General features: G+C 72.3%; 18 protein-coding genes, 1 tRNA gene and 1 riboswitch. Of the genes, 10 read left to right on the top strand and 9 right to left on the bottom strand.

Going from position 1 to position 23,809, the window contains the following annotated elements:
* The first annotated feature begins 133 nt into the window (after nt 1–133).
* From SACPADRAFT_RS0216705 to SACPADRAFT_RS0216680, 6 genes are all read left to right on the top strand, one after another.
* Nucleotides 134–1,504: a resuscitation-promoting factor gene (locus SACPADRAFT_RS0216705; RefSeq protein WP_007023502.1), complete on the top strand. Its 1,371-nt coding sequence runs from the start codon at nt 134–136 to the stop codon at nt 1,502–1,504.
* A gap of 58 nt (nt 1,505–1,562) precedes the next feature.
* Complete coding sequence (gene rsmA, locus SACPADRAFT_RS0216700; protein WP_007023503.1) at nt 1,563–2,438, top strand: 16S rRNA (adenine(1518)-N(6)/adenine(1519)-N(6))-dimethyltransferase RsmA; 876 nt, start codon at nt 1,563–1,565, stop codon at nt 2,436–2,438.
* A gap of 156 nt (nt 2,439–2,594) precedes the next feature.
* Nucleotides 2,595–2,683: riboswitch (SAM riboswitch) on the top strand.
* A 218-nt stretch (nt 2,684–2,901) separates the two neighbouring features.
* Nucleotides 2,902–3,912 (top strand): methionine ABC transporter ATP-binding protein, encoded by a 1,011-nt coding sequence (locus SACPADRAFT_RS0216695; protein ID WP_007023504.1) that lies wholly within the window; start codon nt 2,902–2,904, stop codon nt 3,910–3,912.
* A 68-nt stretch (nt 3,913–3,980) separates the two neighbouring features.
* Nucleotides 3,981–4,910, top strand: coding sequence for a 4-(cytidine 5'-diphospho)-2-C-methyl-D-erythritol kinase (locus SACPADRAFT_RS0216690; protein ID WP_028662521.1), 930 nt, complete (start codon nt 3,981–3,983; stop codon nt 4,908–4,910).
* A gap of 137 nt (nt 4,911–5,047) precedes the next feature.
* Nucleotides 5,048–6,859 carry an ABC-F family ATP-binding cassette domain-containing protein gene (locus SACPADRAFT_RS0216685; RefSeq protein WP_007023506.1) on the top strand — a complete coding sequence of 604 codons (1,812 nt, stop codon included), beginning with the start codon at nt 5,048–5,050 and terminating at the stop codon, nt 6,857–6,859.
* A 25-nt stretch (nt 6,860–6,884) separates the two neighbouring features.
* Nucleotides 6,885–8,567: a fatty acyl-AMP ligase gene (locus tag SACPADRAFT_RS0216680; RefSeq protein WP_007023507.1), complete on the top strand. Its 1,683-nt coding sequence runs from the start codon at nt 6,885–6,887 to the stop codon at nt 8,565–8,567.
* Between the two features lie 12 nt (nt 8,568–8,579).
* Here SACPADRAFT_RS0216680 and SACPADRAFT_RS0216675 read toward each other — a convergent pair whose 3' ends face one another.
* From SACPADRAFT_RS0216675 to SACPADRAFT_RS0216640, 8 genes are all read right to left on the bottom strand, one after another.
* Nucleotides 8,580–8,918 (bottom strand): DivIVA domain-containing protein, encoded by a 339-nt coding sequence (locus tag SACPADRAFT_RS0216675; protein ID WP_007023508.1) that lies wholly within the window; start codon nt 8,916–8,918, stop codon nt 8,580–8,582.
* Complete coding sequence (locus SACPADRAFT_RS34085) at nt 8,915–9,301, bottom strand: DivIVA domain-containing protein (protein WP_007023509.1); 387 nt, start codon at nt 9,299–9,301, stop codon at nt 8,915–8,917. Before SACPADRAFT_RS34085 ends, SACPADRAFT_RS0216675 begins: the two co-directional genes overlap by 4 nt.
* Nucleotides 9,302–9,499: 198 nt before the next feature.
* Nucleotides 9,500–10,087, bottom strand: a complete 588-nt coding sequence (gene pth, locus SACPADRAFT_RS0216665) for an aminoacyl-tRNA hydrolase (protein ID WP_026453871.1) — start codon at nt 10,085–10,087, stop codon at nt 9,500–9,502.
* Between the two features lie 39 nt (nt 10,088–10,126).
* Complete coding sequence (locus SACPADRAFT_RS0216660) at nt 10,127–10,768, bottom strand: 50S ribosomal protein L25/general stress protein Ctc (RefSeq protein ID WP_007023511.1); 642 nt, start codon at nt 10,766–10,768, stop codon at nt 10,127–10,129.
* 322 nt (nt 10,769–11,090) lie between these two features.
* Nucleotides 11,091–12,071 (bottom strand): ribose-phosphate diphosphokinase, encoded by a 981-nt coding sequence (locus SACPADRAFT_RS0216655; RefSeq protein ID WP_007023512.1) that lies wholly within the window; start codon nt 12,069–12,071, stop codon nt 11,091–11,093.
* Nucleotides 12,068–13,546: a bifunctional UDP-N-acetylglucosamine diphosphorylase/glucosamine-1-phosphate N-acetyltransferase GlmU gene (gene glmU, locus SACPADRAFT_RS0216650; protein ID WP_007023513.1), complete on the bottom strand. Its 1,479-nt coding sequence runs from the start codon at nt 13,544–13,546 to the stop codon at nt 12,068–12,070. Before glmU ends, SACPADRAFT_RS0216655 begins: the two co-directional genes overlap by 4 nt.
* Before the next feature lie 44 nt (nt 13,547–13,590).
* A complete protein-coding gene (locus SACPADRAFT_RS28290; protein WP_007023514.1) occupies nt 13,591–15,528 on the bottom strand; it encodes a GGDEF domain-containing protein in 1,938 nt (645 codons plus the stop codon).
* Nucleotides 15,529–15,578: 50 nt separating this feature from the next.
* Nucleotides 15,579–15,650 (bottom strand) — tRNA-Gln (locus tag SACPADRAFT_RS0216640).
* Nucleotides 15,651–15,813: 163 nt separating this feature from the next.
* Here SACPADRAFT_RS0216640 and SACPADRAFT_RS0216635 point away from each other — a divergent pair.
* Together SACPADRAFT_RS0216635 and SACPADRAFT_RS0216630 are read left to right on the top strand one after the other, a co-directional pair.
* Nucleotides 15,814–16,761 carry an acyl-CoA desaturase gene (locus SACPADRAFT_RS0216635; RefSeq protein WP_007023515.1) on the top strand — a complete coding sequence of 316 codons (948 nt, stop codon included), beginning with the start codon at nt 15,814–15,816 and terminating at the stop codon, nt 16,759–16,761.
* A 212-nt stretch (nt 16,762–16,973) separates the two neighbouring features.
* Nucleotides 16,974–17,576, top strand: a complete 603-nt coding sequence (locus SACPADRAFT_RS0216630; RefSeq protein ID WP_040924516.1) for a TetR/AcrR family transcriptional regulator — start codon at nt 16,974–16,976, stop codon at nt 17,574–17,576.
* A gap of 23 nt (nt 17,577–17,599) precedes the next feature.
* Here SACPADRAFT_RS0216630 and SACPADRAFT_RS0216625 read toward each other — a convergent pair whose 3' ends face one another.
* Nucleotides 17,600–18,835, bottom strand: a complete 1,236-nt coding sequence (locus SACPADRAFT_RS0216625; protein ID WP_007023517.1) for a PQQ-dependent sugar dehydrogenase — start codon at nt 18,833–18,835, stop codon at nt 17,600–17,602.
* A gap of 176 nt (nt 18,836–19,011) precedes the next feature.
* Here SACPADRAFT_RS0216625 and mfd point away from each other — a divergent pair, with 176 nt between their 5' ends.
* Entirely contained in the window at nt 19,012–22,593 is a 3,582-nt protein-coding gene (gene mfd, locus SACPADRAFT_RS0216620) for a transcription-repair coupling factor (protein WP_028662519.1), read from the top strand.
* 90 nt (nt 22,594–22,683) lie between these two features.
* Nucleotides 22,684–23,661, top strand: coding sequence for a SurA N-terminal domain-containing protein (locus SACPADRAFT_RS0216615; RefSeq protein WP_007023519.1), 978 nt, complete (start codon nt 22,684–22,686; stop codon nt 23,659–23,661).
* Nucleotides 23,662–23,809: the final 148 nt, after the last annotated feature.

Raw genomic sequence — 23,809 nt, 5'->3', positions numbered from 1 at the left:
GTCACGTCGGTGTACGTCGGGGAGAGCGTCCTGCGGGACGTGAGGGCGGCGCTGACTGCGGGAGTCGGTGGACTTACGTGAAGGGATCGACCCTGTGACTGGTAGAGACGGGCACGCGAGCGCGTCGACCGCCATGCTCGAATGGCCGAGCGAGTCCGACGACCTCGATTTCTCGCCGGACCCGGAAGTCACCGCCCGGGACGTGCTCACGGCGCTCGGCCCGGACGCGGACCGCATGATGGCCGAGGCCGACGTCGATGTGGACGAGCTGATCCGGCTCGTCAACGCCGAGACCACGATGCTCCCGCCGATCGTGGTCGCCGACGGCGACGACACCGGCACCGCGCCGGCCGCGGACGGCGGCCGGGACGACGGGCTCGTCAACGCGGTCAAGACCTGGAAGAAGCGGTTCCTCCGGGGCACCGTGCTCGCCCTGATGATCTCGCTGACCGGTGGCGGCGCGGCGGCGCTCGCGATGAACAAGAGCGTCACCGTGAACGTGGACGGCGAGCGGGAGACCGTCCGCAGCTACGGGGACACCGTCGGGGAGGTGCTGTCCGACGCGGGGATCACCGTCGGCAAGCACGACGCCCTGTCCCCCTCCCCGCAGGCCCCCGTCGGCGACGGCGGGGTCATCAAGCTCGAGCGCGGCAGGCACCTCACCGTGGTCGTGGACGGGCAGCAGAAGGAGTCCTGGGTCCGCGCCTCCACGGTGGGCGAGGCGCTGAACCAGCTCGGTCTCGACCATCTCGGCCGGGACAACGCGTGGTTCTCCACCCCGCCGGGGGCCGAGGTTCCCCTCGAGGGGCTGCGGCTGGAGGTCAAGACCCAGAAGACGATCACGCTCTTCGACGGCGGCGAGGAGCCGCGGGAGCTGGTCACCACGGCCGTCACCGCCGGGGAACTGCTCGGCGAGCTGAGCATCGAGCTCGGCGCGGAGGACCGCCTCGAACAGGGCCGCGACTTCTCGCTCACCGACGGCGCCGAGGTGCACATCAGCCGCACCGGCGTCTCCGTGGTGGAGCAGACCGAACGGATCGAGCCCGAGGTCCGCGAGATCGAGGATCCCGAGCTCGAGGCGGGCACGGAGATCGTCGAGGAGGAGGGCACCCCCGGCGAGGAGCTGGTGACCTACCGGGTCACCCGGGAGAACGGCCAGGTCGTCGACCGGGAGGAGATGTCCTCCGAGGTCGTCACCGAGGCCGAGGAACGGGTGGTGCGGGTCGGCACCAAGCAACCGGAGATCTCCGGCGGCGCGGTGTGGGACCGTCTGGCCGGGTGCGAGTCCGGTGGCGACTGGTCGATCAACACCGGCAACGGCTACTACGGCGGCCTCCAGTTCAACAAGCAGACCTGGGACGCCTACGGCGGCGACCAGTACGCCAATCTGCCGCACCAGGCGAGCCGGGAACAGCAGATCGCGATCGCCACCAAGCTCCGCGACGACCGGGGCGGCTACGGTGCCTGGCCCGCGTGCTCGTCGAAGCTGGGCCTGCCGCGGTGATCCCCGCGCCGGGGCTCACCGGCGGAGTCCCGGCATCTCCGACCTCTAAGCTGGCCGGGTGAGCGAGACACCCGGCCTGCTGAACCCCGCCGAGATCCGTGCGGCGGCCGCCGCCCTGGATCTCCGGCCGACGAAGAAGCTCGGCCAGAACTTCGTGCACGACGCCAACACCGTGCGGCGGATCGTGGAGCGGGCGCGGGTCGACGAGCGGGACACCGTCCTGGAGGTCGGACCCGGGCTGGGCTCGCTGACCCTCGGTCTGCTCGCCGCCGGTGCCCGGGTGGTCGCCGTCGAGGTCGACCCGGTACTCGCCGGGCGGCTGCCCGACACGGTCGCCGCCCACGCCCCGGCCGCCATCGACCGGCTCACCGTGCTCGAACGGGACGCGCTGCGGTTGCGGTCCGGCGAGATCCGGGAGGCCGGAGCCGACACCCCCACGACGCTGGTGGCCAACCTCCCGTACAACGTCGCGGTACCGGTGGTGCTGCACCTGCTCGCCGAGCTCCCGGGCATGAACCGCGCGCTGGTGATGGTCCAGACTGAGGTGGCCGAGCGGATGGCGGCCGGTCCCGGCAGCCGGGTCTACGGCGTGCCCAGTGTGAAGCTGGCCTGGTACGGACGGGCCGGGACCGCCGGGGCGGTGCCGCGGTCGGTCTTCTGGCCGGTGCCGAACGTCGACTCCGCGCTGGTCGCGTTCGAGCGGTACGGCACCCCGCCGGACGCGCTCCGGGGCGCGGACCGGGACACCGTGTTCGCACTCGTCGATGCCGCGTTCGCACAGCGCAGGAAGACGTTGCGCGCGGCGCTCGCGGGATGGGCCGGATCCGCCGCCCGCGCGGCGGACCTGGTGTCGGCGGCCGGACTGGACCCCTCCGCGCGGGGGGAACGACTCACGGTCGAGGACTTCGCCGCCATCGCCGCGGCAGCGGCATGATCGTGACCGCCGCGGCAGCGGCATGATCGTGACCGCCGCGGCAGCGGCGTGCGGATGACCGCCGCGGCGCGAGGGTGACGTCCGCAACTGCAGCGAAAGTGTGATGTTTCGCTGCGGGCTTGCCCTCGCGGCCGTCTCTCCGGTGTACTTTCCGCGTATCCATCCCGAGCGACCGAGAGACCTGGCTCGCGGACGTCGCAGCAACCACCCGGGTGGGCAGGTGCTAACGCCAGGGGCGATGGAGGAAACGTGTTCGTCTCCACTCCGCTGACGCGGCAGCGCCGGGCAGTGCGCGCGCAGTGCCGTCCCACGCTGCTGACCCGGCGCCGGGTCGTCGATCAGGGCCGCCGCACGGTGAGTGCGTGTCGTCGCCACACCACCGTGCGCGTCTGACCCTGCCCGATCCGCTCGCTCCGCGGCGTCCGTACCGGACGTCGCGTCGAGCTGTTCTCCGGAGCTCTCCGTGATCACTGTCGAGAATGTCAGCAAATCCTTCGCCACCTCGTCCCACCGGCTCCCGGCCACCGCGCTGCGGGAGGTGAGTCTCACCGTCGACGCGGGTGCCCTCTACGGCATCCTCGGACCACAGGAGGCGGGCAAGACCACGCTCGTCCGGTGCCTCGCCCTCCGCGAGCGTCCCGACCGGGGCACCGTGCGGTACGACGGGGTGGACACCGCACGCCTGGCGGGGCGCCGGCTCTGGGCGACCCAACGCGAGGTCGGGATCGTGGATCCGCGGCTGCGTACCGAACGGACCGTCGCGGGCAACGTCGCCGAACCCCTCGAACGGATGGGGATGGACGCCTCCCGCAGGCGCGGGCGGGTGACCGAACTCCTCGACCTCGTGGGGCTGTCCCGCGCCGGGGCGCAGTCGCCCGGGGAGCTGACGGAGGGGCAGCGCAGGCGGGTCGCGGTGGCGCGGGCACTGGGCACCCGGCCCGCGGTCCTGGTGGCCGACGACCCCACCGACGGGGTGGACGGCGCGGACACCGGGGCGGTGCTCGGGGTGCTCGACCGTGCCCGCGCCGAGCTGGGCGCCACCGTGGTACTGACCACCCGGGAGGTGGGCGTCGCCCGCCGCGTCTGCGACGAGCTGGCGCTGCTGGACCGGGGGGAACTCGTGGACAGCGGGACCGTGCTCGGTGCGCTCGGCAAACCGGACAGCCGGATCGCCGAGGCCCTCCTGCCGTCGGTCGACACCCCGCGCGGTGAGCTCGCCGCCCACGACCGGGCCGCGGACGTGGTGCTGGTCGGTTTCGCCGCGGTCGGCGCGTTGCTCCCGGAAGCCGCGGACCGGTTCGACGTGGAGCTCGCCACCCTCGGGGGCGGAACCACGCGGGTGGGTGACACGCCGGTCGCCCGGTTCCGGCTCGGTGTCACCGGGCGGCGTGCCGATGCCGCGCTGGCCTGGCTGGGCGAACGCGGTGCCCACGTCACCCGGCCGTTCTACGGCCTGCACAGCGTGGCCGCCTGAGCCGGACGGCTCCGCGCGCGGCGCCGGGTCGCACCGGCGGGGTCGGGTCGGCAAGTACGCTGGTGGACGTGCTTGCCGTCGTTGAGCCGCCGGTCACCGTGCGGGTGCCGTCGAAGATCAACCTCCACCTGTCGGTGGGTGACGTCCGTGCGGACGGCTACCACGACCTGACGACCCTGTTCCAGGCCCTGTCGCTGACCGACGAGGTGACCGTGGCCGCCGCTGACGAACCCGGGGTCGAGGTGTCGGGGGAGGGTGCGAAGGCGGTGCCCGCCGGGGACGACAACCTGGCCCGGCGTGCGGTGCGGGCACTGGCGGAGCATGTCGGCAGGCCGGAGGACGCCGCCCGGGTGCGGGTGACGATCCGCAAGGGCATCCCCGTCGCCGGAGGGATGGCCGGGGGCAGCGCCGACGCGGCCGCCACCCTGGTCGGGCTCTCCGCACTGTGGAAGCTGGACCTGTCCCGCGACGAACTCGCCGGTGTCGCCGCGGAACTCGGCAGCGACGTCCCGTTCGCCCTGCAGGGCGGCACGGCGCTCGGCACGGGGCGCGGTGAGCGGCTCGTGCCGGTGTTGGCGCGGCACACGTTCCACTGGGTGCTCGCGTTCGACCAGCGCGGGCTGTCCACCCCGAAGGTCTTCGGCGAGCTGGACCGGCTCCGGGGTGCGGGGGACCCACCCCGGGTCGGGGGGCCGGAGCCGTTGATGGAGGCGCTGGCCGCGGGGGACGCCCGGCAGTTGGCGCTGCTGCTCGGCAACGACCTGCAGGCGGCCGCGGTGTCGCTGCGGCCCAACCTGCGACGGACGCTGCGTGCGGGTGTGAACGCGGGCGCGCTGGCCGGGGTGGTTTCCGGTTCGGGACCGACCTGCGCGTTCCTGTGCGACGGACGGGAGGACGCCCTCGCGGTGGCGGCCGAGCTGGCGGGTGCGGGGGTGTGCCGCACGGTGCGGGTGGCGCACGGTCCGGTACCGGGAGCCCGGGTGCACACCGACGACTGACCCCGTCGAGACCACACCGACGGCACGGAACCACACCGACGGCACGGCACCACACTGACGGCACGGCACCGACACCACGAACGAGAACCACACGAACCGCCGGGCGCGACGGCCCGGGAAGGGAACACACGAGGCGGATGGCCAACCTGGTCAACCTGGAAGCGGTCGGCAAGTCGCACGGCGAGCGGACGCTGCTCGACGGCGTCTCGCTCGGCGTGGGCGCGGGGGAACGCATCGGCGTCGTCGGCCTGAACGGCGGCGGCAAGACGACGCTGCTGGAGGTGCTCTCCGGCATCAGCGAACCCGACTCGGGCCGGGTGAGCTGGGCCCGGGGCCTGCGGATGCGGGTGGTCACCCAGCGCACCGACCTGCCCGAAGGCGGCACCGTCCGGCAGGCGGTGCTGTCCGACTACGCCGCCGAGCACGAGTGGGCCTCGGAGCCGCGCATCCGGTCGATCGTGGACGGCCTCGGCATCGCCGCGATCGGGCTCGACACACCCACCGACACGCTGTCCGGCGGTGAGCGCAGGCGGGTGGCGCTCGCCGCGGCGCTGGTGGCCGAACTCGACGTCGTCGTGCTCGACGAGCCCACCAACCACCTCGACGTCGAGGGGGTGCGGTGGCTGGCCGACCATCTGCTCGCGCGCCGTGTCTCGCTGATCGTGGTCACCCACGACCGCTGGTTCCTCGACACCGTCTGTTCCCGCACCTGGGAGGTCACCGACGGGCGCGTCGAGCAGTACGAGGGCGGGTACGCCGACTGGATCTACGCCCGGGCCGAGCGCGCCCGGAAGGCCGCCGCCGCCGAGGAGAAACGGCGCAACCTCGCCCGCAAGGAGCTCGCGTGGCTGCAGCGCGGCGCCAAGGCGCGCACGTCCAAGCCCAAGTTCCGGGTCGAGGCCGCCGAGGCGCTGATCTCCGACGTGCCCGAACCGCGGGACACGGTGGAACTGACGTCGTTCGCCAAACGCAGGCTCGGCAAGACCGTGCTGGAGCTGGAGGACGCCTCGCTGTCGATCGACGAGCGGACCCTGCTCGACCACGTGACCTGGCGGATCGGCCCGGGCGACCGGGTCGGGATCGTCGGCGTGAACGGCTCCGGCAAGACCTCGGTGCTGCGGCTGCTGGCCGGGGAGACCGAACCGGAGACCGGCAGGCGGATCGAGGGCAAGACGGTGCGGATGGCGCACCTGCGCCAGGAACTCGACGACCTGCCCGGCGACCTGCGGGTGCTGCAGGCCGTGGAGCGGGTCGCCTCCCGGGTCAGCCTGGGTAAACACGAGCTCTCGGCGTCGCAGCTCGCCGAGCGGCTCGGGTTCGGGCGGTCCCGGCAGTGGACGCCGGTCCGGGACCTCTCCGGCGGTGAGCGGCGGCGACTGCAGCTGGTGCGGCTGCTCATGTCCGAGCCCAACGTGCTCCTGCTGGACGAGCCGACCAACGACCTGGACATCGACACCCTGCAGCAGCTGGAGGACCTGCTCGACGGCTGGGCGGGCACCCTCGTCGTGGTGTCGCACGACCGGTACCTGGTGGAACGTGTCTGCGACAGCGTTGTGGCCCTGTTCGGGGACGGGGACGTGACGCACCTGCCCGGCGGGATCGACGAATACCTGGACCGCCGTTCGGCTCCGCGTACGGGCGGCACCGGCGTGGGCGGCACCGGCGCGTCCGGGTCGAAGGACCGGGGTCGGGAGGCCGGCGACGAGGGTGCCGGGTCCGACCGGACGTTGACCCCGGCCGAGTGGCGGGCCGCGACGAAGGAACTGGGCAAGCTGGAGCGCAAGCTCGACTCGCTCGCGGCGAAGGAGTCCGAACTGCACGCCGCGCTCGCCGAGGCGGCCACCGACCCGGACCGGCTCATGCGGCTCAACACCGAGCTCAAGGACCTGCGGGCGCAGAAGGAGGACCTGGAGCAGCGGTGGCTGGAGACCTCCGAGGCGCTGGAGTGAAACGGCCCGGGGTTAGGGTTTACTCATGAGTCGGTTCGTGGAGACGATGGTCGCCACCGCGAACGCGGGTGGTCGGCAGCGCGGGATGGTCACGGGGGAACCCACCGAGCCCGTGCGGAGAACGTGGTCCGAGGTGCATGAGCGGGCACGCAGCCTGGCGGGGGGACTCGTCCAGGGTGGTCTGGAGCCGGGTGCGGCCGTGGCGGTGCTGGCGGGCGCCCCCGAGCTGATCGCACCCACGGTGCAGGGCACCTGGCTCGCGGGCGGCAGCGTCACCATGCTGCACCAGCCGACCCCGCGGACGGACCTGGCCCAGTGGGCCGACGACACGCTCACCGTGCTGCGGATGATCGGTTCCCGGCTCGTGCTGCTCGGGGAGCCGTTCGACCAGCTCGCCCCGGTTCTGGCCGAGCACGGTATCGAGTACCGCATGATCACCGACCTGGTCGATTTCGAGCCGCTCGCCGAGCCCGTCGAGGTCGACGAGGACGCGCTCGCGCTGCTCCAGTTGACCAGCGGATCCACCGCCGAGCCGAAGGCGGTCAAGATCACGCACGGGAACCTGTACTCGAACATCACCGCGATGGTCGAACGGGCCGAGTTCGACTTCACCCGCGACGTGATGGTGTCGTGGCTGCCCACCTTCCACGACATGGGCATGGTCGGGTTCCTGACGGTGCCGATGACCTTCGGCGTCGAACTCGTCAAGATCACACCGGCCGAGTTCCTCACCGGGCCGCTGCTGTGGCCCGAGCTGATCAGCAAGTACGGCGGGACGACCACCGCCGCGCCGAACTTCGCCTACGCCATCGTCGGCCGCAGACTGGCCAGAGTGGACGACGACGACGCCTACGATCTGTCCTCCCTGCGCATCGCCCTCAACGGGGCGGAGCCGATCGACCCGGGCGCCGTGCAGGCCTTCACCGACGCGGGGGCGCGGTTCAAGATGCCCGCCGAGTGCGTCTTCCCCGCCTACGGACTCGCCGAGGCCACGCTGGCCGTGTCGTTCGCGCCGCTGTTCACCGGCCTCACCGTCGATGTGATCGAGGCCGAGGCGCTGGAGGCGGACAACCGCGCCGTCCCGGTTCCCGAGGACGACCCGCGCCGCGGCACCGACGCCGTGCGCGGGTTCGCCGTGCTCGGCCGTCCGCTGAACGGCCTCGAGGCACGGATCGTGGGCGACGACGGCCGCCCGCGCGCCGACCGCGAGGTCGGCGAGATCCAGCTGCGCGGCGAGGCCGTCACCCCGGGCTACCTCACCGTGGACGGCCCGGTGGACACCCAGGACGCGGACGGCTGGTTCGCCACGGGCGACCTCGGGTATCTCGTGGACGGTCAGATCGCGATCTGCGGGCGGGCCAAGGACGTCATCATCCTCGGCGGCCGCAACGTCTACCCGACCGACATCGAGCGCGCGACGGACGCGGTCGACGGGGTGCGCGCGGGCAACGCCGTGGCGGTGCGGCTCGACGCGGGCACCCGCCGGGAACGGTTCGCCGTGGTGCTGGAGTCCACGGTGGCCGGGGACGCCGAGGCCGAGGCCGAGCTCGCGCGGCAGGTCACCGCCCGGGTGCGGGAGGCCGTCGACGCGCGGCCGTACTCGGTGCTGGTGCTGCCGAAGGGCAGTCTCCCGAAGACGCCGTCGGGCAAGGTCCGGCGTGCCGCGACCGCGGAGGAGTACCGGGAGCGGATCGAGGCGCACGCCTGAGCGTGCGGCGCCTCACGCCGTGATCCGCCGCCACGGCCGGTCGTGGGTGTCGTCGCGCTCCGACCGTGGCGCGGCGCGGCCGTGGTCACCACGTTCGCGGATCGCGAGGGCGCGCTGGACGACGCGCAGGAAGGCGTCGACGGCACCGGGGTCGTACCCGCCGCGCCTGCCCATCGGGTGCAGGGTGAACGCGACGGCGCCGACGTCGGCGGCGGAGAGGTGGTCCCGACCGTCCAGAGTGGCCGCGATCCGGCGCAGGAAGGCGTTCACCTGCATCGTGTTGTACCCGCGGGTGCCCCAGGGGGCGGAGGGCAGCCACACGTCGTCGACGTCCGCGGCCGTGAGCCTCATCGATGCCCCCGCGCCGTCGGACGGCCCGCGGTGTGGTCGGGTCCGGCGCCGTGGTCGGGTCCGGCGGGCTCCTGGGGGACGGCGGGGTCCCGGTCGACGTCGTCGGCACGGTGCCCGGACCGTGGGCGGGGCACGGCCAGCAGCTGTTCCTCCACGGCGTCGAGGAACTCGTCGACCTCCCGCTCGTCGTAGCCGCGCCTGCCCAGCAGTGGCCGGGAGAAACGGACGTGGTGGACCTCGGCCGCGGTGAGGTCGTCCGCACCCGCCAGTGCCCGCGCGACGCGGCGCACGAAGGCGTCGACCTCGGTCTTGGAGTAGCCGCGGCGGCCGAGTGGTGCGTCGCCGAACTCGATCCCGGCGACCTCGTCTGCGGTGAGCGACATGCGACCCTTCCTCCTGACTGAGCGTGGTCCGACTTCGCGTCACGACCTAGCCACGAGGAGTGCCCGGGAAACGCCCCGGGCCGCGATTGTCGCCTGATCAGGGTGGGCAGAGCACTCGTACGGGGGACGACCTGTGGGGCGCTGATCGAACTGGTGCCGTGCGGACGGCCCCCGGCGGAAGGGCACGGTGGCGGCGGATCAGTGGAAGGCGTTCTGTGCCGCGGCGAGACCGGAGCGCACCAGTTCGGTGACCGCGTCGGCGCACCGGTCGATGTGGACGGCGAGGTCCTTGCGCTCGACGGTGGAGAAGTCCTTGAGCACGTAATCGGCGGGGCTCATCCGCCCCGGCGGGCGGCCCACCCCGAACCGCACACGGTAGTAGTCCCGCGTGCCGAGCGACTTCGTGATCGAACGGAGCCCGTTGTGTCCGTTGTCGCCGCCGCCGAACTTCAGCTTCACCGCACCGAAGTCGAGGTCGAGTTCGTCGTGGATCACCACGACACCGTCGACGGCGATCGAGTAGAAGCGGGCGGTGCCCGCCACGGGCCCGCCCGAGAGATTCATGTACGACCGGGGCTTGGCCAGCACCACGCCGCGGTCGGCCAGGCGGCCCTCCAGCACCTCGGCACCGCCCTTGTGCGCCTTGAACGAACCGCCGAGCCGGTCGGCGAGCTCGTCCAGCACCAGGAAGCCGATGTTGTGCCGGTTCGCCGCGTACCGCGGCCCGGGGTTGCCGAGGCCGGCGAGCAGCACGCGCTCGCCGGCCCCCGGCAGATCGTTTCCCACTCCTGGCACCCCGGTCCCGCTGTCTCGTCCGACCCGGTGTTACTCGGCCCTGGCCTCTTCGGTCTCGGACTGCTCCTCGACCACACCGGCGCCCTCGGTGTCCACCTCGGCCTCCATGGCCGACTCGGTGGGCGCCTCGCTGACGCCGACCACCATCTGCTCGGGGTCGCCGACCAGGGTCGCCCCACGCGGCAACGGCACGTCGCCCGCCGAGATCTGGGTGCCGGCCTCGGCCCCGTCCACGGAGACCTCGAGGTGCTCGGGGATGTTCAGCGCGTCGACCTCGACCTGGACGGTGTCGAGCTCATGGTTGACCAGCGTGCCGGGCGCCGCCTGGCCGGTGGTGGAGACCGGCACGTCGACGGTGACCTTCTCCCCGCGGTGCACCACGAGCAGGTCCACGTGCTCGATGTAGTTCTTCAGCGGGTGCACGGTCACGGTCTTGGTCAGCGCCAGTTCCCTGGTCTTCTCCGCCGAACCCGCGACGTCCAGCGTGAGCACGGCGTTCTGGCCGTTCTCGCGGACCACTCGGGCGAAGTCGATGGCGGGCAGCGCCAGGTGCCGGGGGTTCTCGCCGTGGCCGTACAGCACCGCGGGGATCTTGCCCGCGCGGCGGGTGCGGCGCGCGGCGCCCTTGCCGAACTCGGTGCGCGGTTCGACCGTCAGACGTACCTCGGACACGGGGATGCACTCCTTGCGGTGGGATCGGGAAAAACGTTGCTTGTGGCTGTCCGGCGGCGAGTCCACGACGTGCGCGCACGGGTGGCCTACGAGCCGCCGCGTCGATCACGTCGAGAGTCGTCGCACCACGCGACGTCTCTCACCTCGCCGAGACAACCCCTACATCCTATGCCAGCCCCTCCCACCCGCCACAGCCGCCCCCGGCCGGGCTGTGCCGTGAAGGGCACTTTCCCTGCGTCAGACGCCGTGAGGGGCACTTTCCCTGCACTCAACGCAGGGAAAGTGCCCCTCACGGCACAACTACGGAGGGTGACCCGCCGGGTCAGGCGCTTCCGTCGAAGAGGCTGGTGACCGAGCCGTCCTCGAAGACCTCCTGGATGGCGCGGGCCAGCAGCGGGGCGATCGAGAGGACGGTGAGCTTGGAGAAGCGCTTCTCCTCGGGGATCGGCAGCGAGTTGGTGACGATCACCTCACGCGCCCGGGAGTTCGCCAGCCGCTCGGCCGCCGGGTCGGACAGGATGCCGTGCGTGGAGGCCACCACCACGTCGGAGGCGCCTCCCTCCAGCAGCGCCTCGGTCGCCTTGGTGATCGTGCCGCCGGTGTCGATCATGTCGTCGATCAGCACGCACAGCCGGTTCTCCACATTGCCGACGACGCGGTTGGCCACGGCCTGGTTCGGCTTGTCCGGGTCGCGGGTCTTGTGGATGAACGCGATCGGCCGGTCGCCGAGCTGCTGGGCCCACTTCTCGGCCAGGCGCACCCGGCCGGAGTCCGGGGAGACGACGGTGATGTTGTTGTCGCCGTAGTGCTCGTTGATGTAGTCGGCGAGCACGTTCTGCCCGTGCAGGTGGTCGACGGGGCCGTCGAAGAAGCCCTGGATCTGGGCGGTGTGCAGATCCACCGTCAGGATGCGGTCCGCGCCCGCGGTCTTGAACAGGTCCGCGATGAGCCGCGCCGAGATCGGCTCCCGGCCCTTGTGCTTTTTGTCCTGCCGCGAGTAGGGGTAGAACGGCATGATCACGGTGATGCGCTTGGCGCTGCCGCGCTTGAGCGCGTCCACCATGATCAGCTGTTCCATGATCCACTCGTTGATCGGCGGGGAGAAGCTCTGCAGGACGAAGGCGTCGGAGCCCCGCACCGACTCCTCGTAGCGCACGTAGAGCTCGCCGTTGGCGAAGCTGTGCAGGGTCTGCGGGGTGATCGTCACGTTGAGGCTCTTGGCGACCTCTTCGGCGAGTTCGACATGCGAACGGCCGGAGAAGAGCATCAGGTTCTTCTTCGGCGTGCCGGACTTCGGGCTCATTCTGGCGACTCCCCGTCGGTTTCGGTTTCCTGCTGTGCGGCGAGCGCCTTCTCCGCTGCCTCCGCCGCACGGGTACCCGGCCTGCGCCGGGGCACCCAGCCTTCGATGTTGCGTTGTGGCGAGCCGGAGACCGCGAGCGCGCCCGGCGGCACGTCCCGCCGCAGCACCGTTCCCGCTCCACTGTAAGCGCCGTCGCCCACGGTCACGGGGGCGACGAACATGGTGTCCGAGCCCGTGCGCACGTGCGAACCGACGACGGTGTGGTGCTTGTCCGTGCCGTCGTAGTTCACGAACACGCTGGAGGCGCCGATGTTGCTGTGCTCACCGATCGTCGCGTCCCCGACGTAGGTCAGGTGCGGCACCTTCGTTCCCGTGCCGATGTCGGCCTTCTTCGTCTCCACGAAGGTGCCGATCTTGCCGTCCGCGCCGAGGCGCGTGCCCGGGCGCAGGTAGGCGAACGGGCCCACCTCGGCGCCGGCCCCGACGACGGAGTCGCTGCCGTGGGTGCGCACGATCCGCGCCCCCGCACCCACCGCGACGTCGGTCAGGGTGGTGTCCGGGCCGATCCGTGCCCCCTCCTCGACGGTGGTCCGGCCGTGCAGCTGCACGTTGGGCTCCAGCACCACGTCGGGGGCCAGGGTGACATCCGCGTCCAGCCAGGTCGTCGCGGGGTCGACCACGGTGACCCCCGCCCGTTGCCAGTGCCGCACGATCCGCCGGTTCAGCTCGGCGCCGAGCGTGGCGAGCTGCACCCGGTCGTTGACCCCCTCGGTGAGCCAGGGGTCGTCGACGACGAGGCCGCCGACGCGGCCGCCGGCATCGCGGGCGATGCCGAGCACGTCGGTGAGGTACAGCTCGCCCTGGGCGTTGTCGGTGGACAGCCGGGACAGGCCGTCGGCGAGCACCGCGGCGTCGAACGCGTACACCCCGGAGTTGATCTCGTGGATCGCGAGCTGGTCGGCGTCGGCGTCCTTGTGCTCCACGATGCCGGTGACCTCGCCCGCGGCGTCGCGCAGGATCCGGCCGTAGCCGCCCGGTTCGCCGACCACCGCGGTGAGCACGGTGGCGGCGTTGCCGCGTCCGGTGTGTTCGGACAGCAGTGCCTCGAGGGTTGTGGTGTCCAGCAGCGGGACGTCGCCGTAGGTGACCAGCACCGTGCCGGTCACCCCCGCGGCGCCGCCGAGTCCGGCCAGGGCGCACGACACCGCGTGCCCCGTGCCGTTCTGCGTCTCCTGCACCGCGGTGGCCACCGGCCTGCCGAGGGTGTCGGCCAGCCCGGACAACCGCTCGGTCACCGGCTGCCTGCCGTGTCCCACCACGACGACGAGCCGGTCCGGATCGAGCCCGGCCGCCGCGCGCACCGCGTGCTCGACCAACGGTCTGCCCGCGATCGGATGCAGCACTTTCGGGGTCTTCGAGCGCATGCGGGTGCCCTCACCCGCGGCGAGAATGATGGTGCTCAGCGGGCCGGTCACGGCACTCCTCAATCAGCACGGGGTTTCACCGACGGCCCACGATCCTACGTCCGTCGTGTGCGCCCCGCCGTCGGGTCGTCCCCCGGCGGGTGGGTGCTGCCACCGTGGGCGGTCCCCTCCCTCGCCGGATTCGACGCGATCTGGTTCCCGCCGCGCCGTTTCGCCTGGTACATGGCCGCGTCCGCGCGGGAGAGGACCTCTTCGGCGCGCTCCAGCGGCCGCAGGCCGACCAGCCCCACCGACAGGGTCACCCCGTGCGAGAGATGCCGCGGCAGCGAGGCCACCGACTTCACGGCGCGGGTGAGCGCCTGGGTCGCCGCGGTCATCGGCGCACCCGGGAGCAGGATGATGAACTCGTCCCCGCCGTAGCGGGCCACGACGTCGTCCCCGCGGAGCGCGTCCCGCAGGGTGCTGGCGACCACCCGCAGCACGTCGTCGCCCTCGGCGTGCGAGTGCTGGTCGTTGACGTCCTTGAAGCCGTCCAGGTCCACCAGGGCGACCGAGAGCGGTTCGGAGTCGCCGGACAGGGCGAGCGCGTGCAGCCGTTCGTCGAGCGCGCGACGGTTCGGCAGGCCGGTGAGCGGGTCCTGCATCGCCTGCTGCGTGATCGCGCCGTGTTCGGCGGAGAGACGCTCGTGTTCCCGCCGGGTGTTCAGGGTCGCGATCTGGGACTCACGCAGCGACCACAGCTCCTCCTCCAATTCGACGACGTAGTCGCACAGCAGCTCCGTCGGCGTCGGCAGTGCGGCCGTTCCGCGCTCCCGGTCCCCGGGGCCGTCCGGTGCCGTGGTCGCGTCCGTGCCGGTGTCGTCCGTGGGGAGCTCCTCGGCGGGGGACGCTCCGGCCGGGGACGCGTCGGGGGACGTCCGACCGGTCGGGGCCGGCTCGTCCACGGTCGCCGTGCCGTCGCCGGGGGGCTCCCGTCCGCTGCCCGGGGCGCCGGCCACCCCGAGGGTGGCGAGCTCGCGGATGAGGTTGAGCCGCATGGACGGCTGGGACGTGTCGTCGGCCTCGGTCTGCCGCGCGTCGAGCAGTTCCTCGACGGCCTCCCCGGTGCGTCCGTCGGCGACCAGGCACCGGGACAGCGCGATGGTGACGAGGATCTTCTCGTGCGGGTAACCCTGCTCCGCGCCGAGCCGGCGCAGCCGTTCGATGTGCGCGGCGGCGGGGGCGGCCAACGCGAGCGAGGCCGCCAGCGCCCCGACCTGCTCCACGGCGGGCACGTCGGGCTTGCGGGGGAACAGCGACTCGGCGAACGGCGCCTCCGCGGCGATCGTCATCGAGGCGGCGGTGCGGAACTTCTCGTTCGCCTCCTCCCGGCGCCCGACCCGTTCCAGCCGCAGTCCCCAGCCGAGCAGCATCTTGACCCGGTTGAGCAGTTGCAGGGTGATCTCGTGCGGGCCGGCGCTGTCCCGGATGGCCTGGTGGGCGCGGGAGATCATCTCCTCGGCCGCCTCGTAGACGCCGAGCTGGTTGAGCACGATCCAACAGTCGTTGAGTGCCGCCGCGAGGAGCCGGTCCCACGCCCGGCGCCCCTGGTGTATCTCGGGGCTCGGCACGTCGTCGAGCAGGGCGAGGGCGCGGGCGATCTCGGTGAGCGCGGCGTCGTCCTGTTGGCCGAGCACCAGCGACCGGCCGCGCAGCGCGTGGGCGTCGGCCCGCAGGAGAGCGAGACCGTGCCGCTTGGTGTGCGTGAGCATCTCGTCCAGCAGGGGCTCGGCCTCGGTGGCCAGCCCCCGGATCACCAACCGGGCCAGCGCGGTGGCCCGCAGCAACTGGGCGACCAGGACGGGCTCGCCGCGACGACGGGTCTCCTCGAGCAGCTCGTCGAGTGTCCCGGTGACCCGGAGCTGTTCGGCGCGTTCGGTGCGCTGGACCGTGGCGATCAACTCCCGGGCACGCCCCAGCACCCAGGCGTCGGACATGTCGCCCAACGCCGGGCGCTGCTCGTCGTCCCAGTCCTCGCCGTGCAGCCGGTCCACACCCCTTCTTCGCCTCCGGGCACCTCAGGAGGCGATCGGCAGCCGGGCAGCTCCGCCGCCAGGGCTCGAACCTGGACTGTCAGAACCAAAATCTGAAGTGCTGCCAATTACACTACGGCGGATCGCGCCTGGTCAGGATAGCCACCGTGGTACGGGGTGGTCACCACCGGGGCCGCCCGACCGGGTATCGGCTCTCCCCAACGGCCCCTGACCTCCTGTACCGTAACCTACGGAAACGTAGGTAAGGTCCACCTTGCCTGGTCATTCGTGGAAAGAAGCAGAAGTATGACGGCTACTCTCGAGGACCCTGCGGCGAAGCCCGCGCGAGGCCCGAAGCCGATACTGGACGGAGAGCGCACGTCCGGCGTGCAGTTCGCGGTGTACTTCGGCGTGATCGCGCCGCTGGCCGCGCTGGCCGTCGCTGTCCCCTTCGCGTGGGGATGGGGGCTGAGCTGGGTCGACGTCGGCCTGTTCGTCCTGTTCTACGCCATCAGCGGACTCGGGATCACGGTCTCGTTCCACCGCCACTTCACACACGGGTCGTTCAAGGCCAAGCGCTGGCTGCGGGTCGTCATGGCGATCGCGGGCAGCATGGCGGTGCAGGGACCGCTCATCACCTGGGTCGCGGACCACCGCAGGCACCACGCCTTCTCCGACCGGGAGGGCGACCCGCACTCACCCTGGATGTTCGGCACCTCCCCGGTGGCACTGGCCAAGGGGTTCTGGCACGCCCACATGGGCTGGCTGTTCGAGCGGGACGTCAGCAACGCCGAGCGGTTCGCGCCGGACCTGCTCAAGGACCCGGCGCTGCGTCGCGTCGACCGGCTGTTCCCGCTGTGGACCGTGCTGTCGCTGGTGCTGCCCGGCATCGTCGGCGGGCTGGTGACCTGGTCGCTGTGGGGCGGCGTCACCGCGTTCTTCTGGGCCGGTCTCGTGCGGGTGTGCGTGCTGCACCACGTGACCTGGTCGGTGAACTCGATCTGTCACATGATCGGTGAGCGGCCCTACAGTGCCCGGGACCGTTCCGCCAACTTCTGGCCGCTGGCGATCTTCTCGTTCGGCGAGTCCTGGCACAACCTGCACCACGCCGACCCGACGTCGGCCCGGCACGGGGTCCAGCGGGGTCAGATCGACATCTCCGCCCGGTTGATCTGGGTGTTCGAGAAGCTCGGCTGGGCCTACAACGTCCGCTGGCCCACCCCGCACCGCCTGCAGAAACTCTCCGCGAAGTAATCCGCCGGTCACCCCGCGGAGTGCCGCGAAGGCCTCCTTGCCTGCATCGCACGCAGGGAAGGAGGCCTTCGCGGCGGGTGGCGCGGGGAAGGGGTCCTTCGCGGCGTCCCGGGTGCGGGCGGATTAGGCTGCGGGCGGTGGCGGCGAGACGCAGAGCGAAGCGCGACGCGGCCGCGGGGGCACGGGCGACGGCCCCGGCGGCCCGGGTGCGGATGACGGGTGCCGAGCGCAGACAGCAGCTGCTCGACGTGGCGCGGGCGCTGTTCGCGGAGAAGGGGTTCGACGGCGCGTCGATCGAGGAGATCGCGCACCGGGCGAACGTGTCCAAACCGGTGGTCTACGAGCACTTCGGCGGTAAGGAGGGCATCTACGCGGTCGTGGTGGACCGCGAGATGCAGTCGTTGCTCGACCGGATGGTCTCGACCCTGCACGGGGGTGGGCCCCGCGAGCTGCTCGAACACGCCGCGCTCGCCCTGCTGGGCTATGTCGACGAGGCGCACGACGGGTTCCGCATCCTGGTGCGGGACTCCCCGGTGGCCAGCGCGTCGGGCACGTTCTCCACCCTGCTCAACGACATCGCCGGGCAGGTGGAGCACGTGCTCGCACACGAGTTCGACAGCCGTGGATACGACGACAAGCTGGCCCCGCTGTACGCGCAGGCGCTGGTCGGCATGGTGGCACTGACCGGCCAGTGGTGGCTCGACGCGCGCAAACCGAAGCGCCACGAGGTCGCGGCCCACCTGGTCAACCTCGCGTGGAACGGCCTGTCCCACCTGGAGCACAAGCCGAAGATCCAGCACAGTCCCCGGAGCTGAGCGCACCGCGACTGAGCGGTGGTTCAGGACGGCCGCGGCCTCACCCGGAACAGCATGTCGTCCTCGCCGCCCGACGTGGTCACCCAGAGCGCGTCGTCGGGCGCCCGGCGCACCGCGCGGAGCCTGCCGAACGCGTCGTCGAACTCGGGCGGCAGGAGCACCTCGGTGACGTCGTCGCCGGCGTCGTCGAGCCGGAACAGCAGCATCTTCTGCCCCCGCAGGGCCACCACGGCCAGGGTCCCGTCCAGCGCACCCCAGCCCCCGCCGGAGACGAACGCCGCGCCGGACGGCGCCTCGGTCGAGCTCGCCCCGGAGGTCCACAGCGGGGGCACCGCCTGCGGGAACCGGTCGAGGTCGGTCATCGGCACGTCCTCGTCGTACGAGTCGGTCGTCCCGCCCCGGGACGGGTCCCAGCCGTAGTTGCCGCCGGCCACGATGCGGTTCACCTCGTCGAAGCCGGTCGGTCCGTGTCCGGAGGCGTACACCTGGCCGGTGCCCGGCCGTACCGCCACGCCCTGCACGTTGCGGTGTCCGTAGCTGTACACCCGGCGCGTGTCCGGGTCGTCGGCGTCGGCGAACGGGTTGTCCGGCAGGCCGCGCCCGGTGTCCGGGTCGATGCGCAGGATCTTTCCGCCCAGGCTGGTGCGGTCCTGCGGGATCGTGGGGTCGCTCGCGGAATCACCCGTGCCGACGAGCAGCGCGCCGTCGGCGGCGAACGTGGGGCGGCACCCGGAGTGCCTTCCGCTGTCGTTGACCGGCAGCCCGGTCAGCAGGTCCCGCACCCGGCGCGTGGCCCGGCCGTCGCCGGACAGCCGCCAGGTCACCAGCCGCACGTCCACGGCCTCGCCGTCGCGCCGGTGCGTCTGACATGTGGTGAACTCCCGCGTGTCCGGGAAGTCCGGGTGCACCACCAGCCCCATCAACCCGCCCTCGCCGCGCACGAGGACGTCGGAGAAGTCGGCATCGACCTCGGTGACGTCGCCGTCGCGCACGAGCCGGAGCCGACCGGGGCGTTCGGTGACGAGCACCCCACCGTCCGGCAGGAAGCCGACGTCCCACGGGTGTTCGAGGCCGCCGGTGACCTGTTCGGCCTCCAGCGACACCTCTCCCGGTGCGGACGTGGTCGTCTCCGTGCCGTCCGCGGGTCCGCCGTCGGGGGCGGGGGACTCCGGCGCGCCGTCGTCGGGGGGACCGCCGCACGCCGTCAGCAGGACGGCCAGCGCGGCGAGAACGGAGAGCACCGGTCTGCGGTCGGACATGCGCACAGTGTGCCTCGGTGCTGGGTCGGTCGCCCGGTGGCCGGGCACGTACCCTGGTGGGCGGAAAGCCCCCTGTGCCCCGCCGTCCCGGGCACGGGTGTGTCTCGCGTGAGGGGAAGTACAGGTCCGTGACCGCTTCGCACACCGAACCCGGTAGCACCTCCGCCCCCGAGGCGGTGAACCAGGCCCCGTTGTCCGGTCTGCTCGCCGCGGTCCTGCCGGATCCCGCACTGCGCGGGGTCGTGGACCGCGCGGGGGCGCCGCTGCTCGAACTCGACGGGGCACCCCCGGGTCGACAGCTCGTCCTCGCCGCGCTGGCCGCCGAACAGGGTGGGGACCGGCCGGTCCTGGCCGTCACCGCCACCGGGCGGCAGGCCGAGGAACTCACCGCCGCGCTGGCGAGCCTGCTCGGTGCCGACGCGGTGGCGCACTTCCCCTCCTGGGAGACCCTGCCGCACGAGAAGCTCTCGCCCCGCGCGGACACCGTGGGCAAGCGGCTGGAGGTGCTGCGCCGCCTGGCGCTGCCCGGCCGCGACGGGCTGCGCGTGGTGGTCACCACGGTGCGGAGCCTGATCCAGCCGATGGCCCCCGGGCTGGGCGGTCTGCAGCCGGTCGAGCTGCGGGTCGGGGAGGAGTACGAGTTCGAGAACCTGCCCGACCGGCTCGTCGAACTCGCCTACACCCGGGTCGACATGGTCGAGAAACGGGGCGAGTTCGCCGTGCGCGGCGGCATCCTGGACGTGTTCGGCCCCACCGCCGACCACCCGCACCGGATCGAGTTCTGGGGCGACGAGGTCTCCGAGATCCGTGCGTTCGCGGTGTCCGACCAGCGTTCCCTGCCCGGTGAGGTGTCCGGGCTGGTCGCGCCGCCCTGCCGCGAGCTGCTGCTCACCGACGCCGTCAAGCGCCGGGCCGCCGGGCTCGCCCGTGAGTACGAGGACACCGAGCACCTGGCCGAGATGCTGACCAGGCTCGCCGACGGCATCCCCGTGGAGGGCATGGAGGCGCTGATCCCGGTGCTGTGTGACGGTGAGCTGCGCCTGCTCACCGACGCCGTGCCCGAGGGCGCCCACGTCGTGCTCACCGACCCGGAGAAGATCGAGGCCCGGGCGCAGGACCTGGTGCGCACCGGGCAGGAGTTCCTGGAGGCGTCGTGGATGACCGCGGCGGACTCCGGCAAGGCCCCGATCGACCTGGGCGCGTCGGCCTACCGCGGCCTCGACGAGATCCGGGAGCACGCCCGCGCCACCGACCGCTGCTGGTGGACGCTGTCCCAGCTCACCAGCGAGGACGACGCCTACCACGTGGCGATCGAGGCCGCCCCCGGCTACCGCGGGGAACTGGAGCGGGCCGCGACGGACCTGCGCGCGCACACCGCGTCCGGCGGGACGGGGCTGGTCGTGGTCGCCGGGGCAGGCACCGCCAAGCGTGCCGTGGAGCAGCTCTCCGCCGCCGAGGTCCCGGCCACGCTCGCCGAGAGCGGGCTGGACACCGCGCCGAAGCCCGGGGTGGTCACGGTGACCTGCGGGGGTCTCACCGAGGGGTTCGTCGCGCCCGGCTCGTCGCTGGTCGTGCTCAGCGAGGCGGACATCACCGGGCGCGGCGCGACGGCGGGGCGGTCGTCGCCGGACCTGAACACCAAGATGCCGTCCCGGCGGCGCAACGCCGTCGACCCGCTCGCGCTGAAGGCGGGCGATCACGTCGTGCACGACCAGCACGGCATCGGACGGTTCGTCGAGATGGTGCAGCGCACCGTCGGCGGGGCGACCCGTGAGTACCTGGTGCTGGAGTACGCGCCCTCGAAACGGGGCCACCCCGGCGACCGGCTGTTCGTCCCGACCGACCAGCTCGACGAGGTCTCCCGCTACGTCGGTGGCGAGCTGCCGACGCTGTCCAAGCTCGGCGGGTCGGACTGGAAGAACACCAAGGCCAAGGCCCGCAAGGCGGTCAAGGAGATCGCCGCCGAGCTGGTGCAGCTCTACGCCGCCCGGCAGGCCGCGCCGGGGCACGCCTTCGGCCCGGACACGCCGTGGCAGCGGGAGCTGGAGGACGCCTTCCCGTTCGTGGAGACGGCCGACCAGATCGCGGCGATCGACGAGGTCAAGAAGGACATGGAGAGCACCGTGCCGATGGACCGCGTGATCTGCGGTGACGTCGGCTACGGCAAGACCGAGATCGCCGTCCGTGCCGCGTTCAAGGCCGTGCAGGACGGCAAACAGGTCGTGGTGCTCGTCCCCACGACACTGCTGGCGCAGCAGCACCTCAACACGTTCACCGACCGGATGCGTTCGTTCCCGGTGACGATCAAGGGGATGTCCCGGTTCACCGACCCGCACGAGGCCGAGCAGACGCTCACCGGGCTCGCCGACGGCGAGGTGGACATCGTGATCGGCACGCACCGGCTGCTGCAGACCGGGGTGCGCTACAAGGACCTCGGCCTGGTCATCGTCGACGAGGAGCAGCGCTTCGGCGTCGAGCACAAGGAGCACATCAAGGCGCTGCGCACGCACGTCGACGTGCTCACGATGTCGGCGACCCCGATCCCGCGGACCCTGGAGATGAGCATGGCCGGGATCCGGGAGATGTCCACGATCCTCACCCCGCCCGAGGACCGGCACCCGATCCTGACCTACGTCGGCGCCTACGACGAGAAACAGGTCGCCGCGGCGGTCCGCCGGGAACTGCTCCGGGACGGCCAGGTCTTCTTCGTGCACAACCGCGTCTCCTCGATCGAGAAGGCGGCCCGGCACCTGCGGGAACTGGTCCCGGAGGCCCGCGTGGTCACCGCGCACGGGCAGATGAACGAGCACAAGCTGGAACAGATCATCCAGGGCTTCTGGGAGCGCGAGTACGACGTGCTCGTGAGCACCACGATCGTCGAGACGGGGCTGGACATCTCCAACGCCAACACCCTGATCGTCGAGCGCGGCGACATGCTGGGGCTGGCGCAGCAGCACCAGCTCCGGGGCCGGGTCGGTCGCGGCCGCGAGCGCGGCTACGCCTACTTCCTGTACCCGCCGGAGCAGCCGCTGACCGAGACCGCGCACGACCGGCTGGCCACCATCGCCCAGAACACCGAACTCGGCGCGGGCATGGCGGTGGCCATGAAGGACCTGGAAATCCGCGGCGCGGGCAACATCCTCGGCGCCGAGCAGTCCGGGCACATCGCCGGCGTCGGGTTCGACCTCTACGTCCGGCTGGTCGGTGAGGCCGTCGACGTCTTCCGGCGGGACGCGGGCGCGGGCGGGGTCGACGACGAGGACGCCGCGCCCACGGAGGTGCGGGTGGACCTGCCGGTGGACGCGCACATCCCGCACGACTACGTGCCGGGGGAGCGGCTGCGCCTGGAGGCCTACCGCAAGATCGCCACGTCGCAGGACCGGGAGGCACTGGACGCCGTCCGCGACGAGCTCGTCGACCGCTACGGCGCGCCCCCGGCCCCGGTGGACCGGCTGCTCAAGGTCGCCGAGTTCCGCCAGGCGTGCCGACGGGCGGGTGTGACCGAGGTGACGGTGCAGGGCAGCAACCTGCGATTCGCCCCGCTTCCGCTGGCCGAGTCGCAGCTCGTCCGGCTGAAACGGCTCTACCCGAAGGCGGTCTACAAGGCCGCGACGAGCACGGTGTCGGTGCCCAAGCCCACCGAGGGGCCCGCGGGCGGGCGCATGGGCGCGCCCCCGCTGCGGGACGAGGCGCTGCTGGACTGGTGCTCCGGACTGCTGTCCTCGATGACCGAGCAGCCCGCTGCGGTGCCGTCCTGACCGGGAACAACATGCCGTGGCACGGGGACGGAGTGATCATCGCCCCGACGTCTTGCTCCCGTGCCCGGCGGGTGTGAGAAGGTACGCGCTGTGATTCGGACCATCCGCCGCCCCGTGGCCCTCGCGCTCGTCCTGCTCACCGCCACCGTGCTCACGGCGTGTGGCTCCGGCCCGAGCAGGGCCGATTCCGCCGCCCTCGTCGGGGACCGCTCCATCGGCCTGGACCCGGTCCAGGCCGAGATCCGGTGGTTGCTCGACAACGTCGAACAGGCCGAGCAGGCGCAGGAACAGAACAAACTCGACCAGTTCGGCCGTGAGGTCGTGCGCAGCCGGGTCGTGCACGAGCTGGTGACCGTGGCCGCCGAACGGGAGGGCCTGGAGGTCGACCCGCGCGAGGTGGACCGGCTGATCCACGACAACGGCGGCGTCCGGGCCATCGCGCGGAGCACGTTCTCCGAACCGTCCCGGGTGCGCGGGGTGGTCCGGGACCAGCTGCTGTTGCAGCAGCTCACCGAGCGGTACCGGGACCGGCTCTCGGTGCGCATGGTGGGCGCGATGGTGACCGAGTCGAGCGTGGAGGCCACCGCCGAGCGCAGCGCGCGGGACCTGGGCGAGCGGATCGCGCGGAACCCGGACGAGGCGGAGCGCATCATCGCCGAGAACGGGCACCAGCCGGTGACGGAGGAACTGACACTGGGGCGGACCCTCGACCGGGACCCCGAACTCGCCACCACCGCCGTGTTCGGCGCGGGCGAAGGCACCGTCGTGGTCATCCAACCGAGCAGGCAGCGGACGGGCTGGTTGGTCGCGCTCGTGCGGGACCGCACCGTCGGCGCCCCCGGTTCCGGGGAGTCCGCCGCGCGGGAGGACGGCGCCGGACAGGCGCAGCAGGTGAACCCGCAGCTGCGGTACCTGGCGGGGATGCGGCAGTTGCAGCCGATCGCCGAGGAACTGGGCGTGCGGATCAACCCCCGGTACGGCGTCTGGGACAGCGCCGCGCTCGCACCGGCACCGAGCGACGAGGAGCTGACGGGCTACCTGTTGGAGTCCCGTACCGTGCGGCCATGACCCCGATGCCGGCCACGGTGGTGCTGCTCCCCCCGGAACACCCGGACCTGGTCCCCGCACAGGCGTGGCCCGCGCTGCGTGCGGCGCGCGGGATCCATGCCGCCGCGGGGGTGCCCGACCGCACCCGGCACGCACTGGACGCCGGGCC

Origin of the sequence: Saccharomonospora iraqiensis subsp. paurometabolica YIM 90007 (assembly GCF_000231035.2) — a bacterium.
GTDB classification, from domain to species: domain Bacteria; phylum Actinomycetota; class Actinomycetes; order Mycobacteriales; family Pseudonocardiaceae; genus Saccharomonospora; species Saccharomonospora paurometabolica.
This window is presented reverse-complemented; position numbering and strand designations above follow the sequence as displayed.

What these genes read in the sequence shown, in the direction of transcription:
- SACPADRAFT_RS0216625 (WP_007023517.1), bottom strand. Translation starts at nt 18,835, where the DNA reads ATGTCCGACCGCAGACCGGTGCTCTCCGTTCTCGCCGCGCTGGCCGTC.
- SACPADRAFT_RS0216655 (WP_007023512.1), bottom strand. Translation starts at nt 12,071, where the DNA reads ATGAGCCCGAAGTCCGGCACGCCGAAGAAGAACCTGATGCTCTTCTCC.
- SACPADRAFT_RS0216675 (WP_007023508.1), bottom strand. Translation starts at nt 8,918, where the DNA reads ATGAGGCTCACGGCCGCGGACGTCGACGACGTGTGGCTGCCCTCCGCC.
- SACPADRAFT_RS34085 (WP_007023509.1), bottom strand. Translation starts at nt 9,301, where the DNA reads ATGTCGCTCACCGCAGACGAGGTCGCCGGGATCGAGTTCGGCGACGCA.
- SACPADRAFT_RS0216680 (WP_007023507.1), top strand. Translation starts at nt 6,885, where the DNA reads ATGAGTCGGTTCGTGGAGACGATGGTCGCCACCGCGAACGCGGGTGGT.
- SACPADRAFT_RS0216705 (WP_007023502.1), top strand. Translation starts at nt 134, where the DNA reads ATGCTCGAATGGCCGAGCGAGTCCGACGACCTCGATTTCTCGCCGGAC.
- SACPADRAFT_RS0216630 (WP_040924516.1), top strand. Translation starts at nt 16,974, where the DNA reads ATGACGGGTGCCGAGCGCAGACAGCAGCTGCTCGACGTGGCGCGGGCG.
- SACPADRAFT_RS0216685 (WP_007023506.1), top strand. Translation starts at nt 5,048, where the DNA reads ATGGCCAACCTGGTCAACCTGGAAGCGGTCGGCAAGTCGCACGGCGAG.
- SACPADRAFT_RS0216635 (WP_007023515.1), top strand. Translation starts at nt 15,814, where the DNA reads ATGACGGCTACTCTCGAGGACCCTGCGGCGAAGCCCGCGCGAGGCCCG.